A 4,063-nucleotide genomic window follows, 5' to 3' on the forward strand; every position below is an offset into this window, starting at 1 on the left:
ATGGAAAAAGAGACGATAAGCGCGCTACTAAATGAGCGCGAAACTTACGGGGTGCTGGACGTATTTAAGAAAATGGATTGCTTTGTATTAAAGCTTGATAGGCATGAGGGCGAGACTAGAATCATATTACACCCCAAGCATTTTCAGGAGCTATACCAAGTTTCGCGCGCGACCACGACGAAGAAAAGACGAAAAAAGGCGGCATAAGCCAATGAATAAAAACTATAACAAATTTGAAAGAGCACACGACATAATGGCGGAGCTAAGCAAAGCTCCGCTCCCTCTCGAGCCGGCGGAACTCGGCAATATTAGCGACAGGGAGCTTGGATTTTTTAAGAGCAGCGTAGAGATGATGGTGGACTACTTGGACTCGCTAGGCTTTGATTTCAGAGGCTACAAAGAAGAGGTCCTGATGCCGATTTACGAAGAGCTCGAGAGGCGCAAAAGTAAATAGCAAAATATGCTATAATTTATAAAATAAGGATGGAACAATGAAGAGAATCAAACTATTGACGGCGTTCGTTATAGCCGGGCTTATGTTGGCAGGATGTGGCGAGGATGACGGGCTTGTGAAGCTAGAGAATGCGAATCCGGCGATAAAACAAGCAAATTACGATGCAATGGTTAATAAGTTAAAAGAGAGAGTTAAAAATGCAGATTTTGAATTTTATCATGCACAGACCTTATTCAACGGCGAAAATTGGAAAAATTACACATCAGAACAGGGCTTTGCTAAATTTACAAGATGGAAAGCCCAAAATGATCTCATAAACGATGAGAAACTCGTAGTAGTAGTCGTAGATAAAAATAATAAAAAGGTGGGCTCAACATACGAGATTGAATGTACAAAATGGGGCAAATTTGAATGCGATCCAGAACATATAACAGTTCTTGAAAATGGAAAAAGATAAAATAAAGGAGCATATCTCAATGAAGACGACATTACCTGCTTTAACCAAAGAAGCGATACTTGCGTATCTATCCGAGATCAAGCCGCACCTTGAAAAAGACGGCATCCAAAAGATAGGGCTTTTCGGAAGCTATGCCAAAGGCTATGCAGGTGAGGACTCGGATATCGATATAGTCGTATTGGCCAATAAAAGAGACTTTTTGGATAGGTTGCATGCCTTTAAAGCGCTTGCATATTTGAATGATTTAAAAGAGCGAATCGCAAGTAAATTTCATAAACCTGTTGATATTTGCGATTTTTACTCCGAGCAAAAAATGCAAGACAACAAAATAGTAAAAGGAGCAATTTATGTCTGATAAAAAAATTTTATATCGCCTAGAGCTAGCGGTAGAAAAAATAGATCAGGTATTTGAAGTTTGTAAGCCAAAAGGCATTACGGCGGCACTAGAAGACGAGCTACTTACAAAGCCGGCGATAATGAAACATATCGACGTCGTATACCAGCAATTCAAGAAACTTGAAGAGGCACAGGAATACCACGTCTTAGATAAATTTAAAAAGGAAGACCTAAAAGGGATAAGAGATATTAGAAATTGGTCTTCCCACGATTACGACAATATACAAAACGAGATCATAGAAGACGTGATCCGCGCGGATCTTCCCAATCTCAAAGAAAATCTACAAAAAGTCATAAAAGAAACGAAGCAGGAGTTATATGGAGATTTACAAAAAAAGATTGATCGTTTCGTTAAGAAGCAGGATATTTTAATCCCGCAAGCCAAAAGCGATCTTAGAGCAGATATCCAAAAAGACTACGACAAATTACGAAAAAACGGACTCGAGCTTGATAAATCATATGCAGACAAGCTAAAGGGCATCATCAAAAGCAACTCAAACGAGAACGTAAAATGATTTACGTTCGAATTTTTAAAAAAGGAGGAAAATATTTCTCTCCTTTTTTCTAAATTTTAGACTTTTTTTATGCTTCTTTTTACATAATTTTAAAAAATTTGATATTTTTGATTTTGCTATATTTTAATAAAACGTTATTTATCTTTTAAATATTTTATTATTTCTTAAATGTAATCTACTCTCTACCACCACGTTCGTTTTTAAATTTATCTTTGTCCGCCAAGCGACTAGGCGTATAAGATTTTGAAATTTCAACGCCGTTTTTAGCCAAGACGTCCTTATAAAGCCCCTTTTCGTTTTTGATTTTTACTAGACGATCGTCAGGCTTAATGCCCAGCACCGATACGCCTTTAAAATATTCTTTGAACAAAAAGCCGTCCTTATCGATTTTATCGCTATTTAAAAGCTTTTTGCCGACGTAATCGAAGCGTTTTTTGCAAATATCCGCGATAAATTCTTTATTGCTTTTTAGCCTTTTTTCAAAGGAGGTAGCCTCTTCGCCGATTATGCCCGAGTGTTGCAAAACGTAAAGATTTTTATCCAAAATTTCAAGCTTCGCGCTTAGTTTAAAAAGGCTTTCGTTGCGCCCGAGCATACGAGTAACTAGCAGACTATCTTCGAAATATTTTCTAGCCGCATCGTCCTCGCGGCCGCGATGAATAGCGATAGCGCGTCGCACTTTTTTATAATTTTCGATATCGGCCTTGCTAGCGCCTCTATTTTTCGGATAAATTTTATTGTAGTTGTAGCTAAAATTTTCAAGTAAATTTAAACCTGCGGAGCGGTCTTTATAGTGAGCTAGCCGCATCTCGTTAAGCTGCGTAGCTTGACTGGAAATTTTATTTATTTTGTCGATTTCAGATAGCACGGCCTTGCTCTTTTCTTTGATTGAGCGGTTACTTTCTTTTAACTCATGAGCGAGCTTATATGCCCGTTTATTTCGCTTTTTGGTATAAAGCAAAAAGAGCCGTAAGAGCTCCTCATTATCCTTTTTAAGCGCGGCAAGCTCGTTATTCATAGCTTCAATTCGCCCTGCCGTAGCGTCATAGCTTTGCTTATTTTTATCCTGCATTTTGCAGTAGTAGTCATTAATCTTATCCTTTGCCGTATAATCGTCCATCTCTAGCTTTACGGCAGATTTTATCTTGTTAAATTCGAGCTTCAAATCCTTTTGTAAGAAGTTTTTATTCTCGTATTTTAGCCCGCGAGCCCCAAGAGAGTAAGCAAAATTCGTCCGCACATCGTCAAAAAACTCCCTGATTTCGCTTCTACTATCAAAGTGGATTTTTTTCTTAGTAAAGCTATTTCGTTTATTCAAGACCACGTGCACATGCGGATTATTTTGATGAGTGTGTAGCACGAAAGCATACTTGTGTCCGCTAAAATTTAGACCTAATACGTTATGCACGCTTTCTTTTAAAGCCCGCAATTTTCTCTGATCGTCGCAAGGCTCGTTAATGGAAAAAATCAAATGCCATGCGTCCTTCGAGTTCGGATTATCGCCGAAGTCCTTGCCCCATTCTTTTAAAATTTCATCGCTGCCTACTCTCTCCCCTTTTTCATTGATAGCCGCGCCGTCAAGAGAGTTTTTAAGAGCGTAGTCGATGCAGCGCTTGATGGAAGTTTTAGGCAAATTTGAAATCATCTTTACGACTGATTGCTTGGCAAAGTTGTTTTTAGGAAAAGGAATATGCGAGCGAGAAAATCCCGCGCCACTTCCAAAGGAAACATATTTATGCTCTGATTTTGCCGTGCGGGTATAGCCCGCCCTGATACTTTTTAGCTCTTCAAAAAACGCATCCCAATCACGTCTTGCCAAATTCTCTCCCTTTTAAATTTTAAAAAAATTTTCATAGCTTTTAAATATATTTGCAAAAGATGTTAGTGTAAGTAGCTTTAAAAAAAGATAATGCCAGAAGTAAGGCAGGATAACCCCCTTTGTATATCACTTTTTTAAGTTTAGCCCATTTTACGGCGATAAAACGCCTAAAAATGGGGAAACTAAACTTAAAAAAGCTGTGATTTTCGGTAATTTTGCAATTACCGAAAATAAAATAAAACGCAGAGCATTTTATTTTTGAGAAAAAGCAAGTAGGTTTTAAAAGGGAAAGCGTAAAAAGAGCACAAAAATATTTGAAAAGTTAGAACTATATTCGCTATGCGTAAAAATAAAACAAGAAAATTTTATTCGGATAAGCTTATTTTCTTTTTCTATTTCCTGCTTTTTATTGTAATTTTCAA

6 protein-coding genes are annotated in these 4,063 nt (G+C 37.7%); 5 read left to right on the forward strand and 1 reads right to left on the reverse strand.

The window, feature by feature from the left end; translation table 11 throughout:
• The 5 genes from Q0277_RS09800 to Q0277_RS09820 form a co-directional block, all read left to right on the forward strand.
• On the forward strand, positions 1-207 hold a 207-nt coding region (locus tag Q0277_RS09800), incomplete at its 5' end, for a hypothetical protein (RefSeq protein WP_297997622.1).
• A gap of 4 nt (positions 208-211) precedes the next feature.
• On the forward strand, positions 212-454 hold the full coding sequence (locus Q0277_RS09805; RefSeq protein ID WP_297997623.1) for a hypothetical protein: 243 nt from the start codon (positions 212-214) through the stop codon (positions 452-454).
• A 37-nt stretch (positions 455-491) separates the two neighbouring features.
• A complete protein-coding gene (locus Q0277_RS09810; RefSeq protein WP_297997625.1) occupies positions 492-911 on the forward strand; it encodes a hypothetical protein in 420 nt (139 codons plus the stop codon).
• A gap of 19 nt (positions 912-930) precedes the next feature.
• The gene (locus tag Q0277_RS09815) at positions 931-1,266 is read left to right on the forward strand and encodes a nucleotidyltransferase domain-containing protein (RefSeq protein WP_297997626.1); all 336 of its coding nucleotides are present in this window, start codon (positions 931-933) and stop codon (positions 1,264-1,266) included.
• A complete protein-coding gene (locus Q0277_RS09820) occupies positions 1,259-1,822 on the forward strand; it encodes a HepT-like ribonuclease domain-containing protein (protein WP_297997628.1) in 564 nt (187 codons plus the stop codon). Before Q0277_RS09815 ends, Q0277_RS09820 begins: the two co-directional genes overlap by 8 nt.
• 175 nt (positions 1,823-1,997) lie before the next feature.
• Here Q0277_RS09820 and Q0277_RS09825 read toward each other — a convergent pair whose 3' ends face one another.
• Positions 1,998-3,641, reverse strand: a complete 1,644-nt coding sequence (locus Q0277_RS09825) for a relaxase/mobilization nuclease domain-containing protein (RefSeq protein ID WP_297997629.1) — start codon at positions 3,639-3,641, stop codon at positions 1,998-2,000.
• Positions 3,642-4,063 lie beyond the last annotated feature (422 nt).

Source organism: uncultured Campylobacter sp. (genome assembly GCF_938030815.1).
GTDB lineage: Bacteria > Campylobacterota > Campylobacteria > Campylobacterales > Campylobacteraceae > Campylobacter_B.

Coding starts and splice junctions, on each gene's coding strand:
- Q0277_RS09820 (WP_297997628.1), top strand. CDS start 1,259: ATGTCTGATAAAAAAATTTTATATCGCCTAGAGCTAGCGGTAGAAAAA.
- Q0277_RS09810 (WP_297997625.1), top strand. CDS start 492: ATGAAGAGAATCAAACTATTGACGGCGTTCGTTATAGCCGGGCTTATG.
- Q0277_RS09815 (WP_297997626.1), top strand. CDS start 931: ATGAAGACGACATTACCTGCTTTAACCAAAGAAGCGATACTTGCGTAT.
- Q0277_RS09805 (WP_297997623.1), top strand. CDS start 212: ATGAATAAAAACTATAACAAATTTGAAAGAGCACACGACATAATGGCG.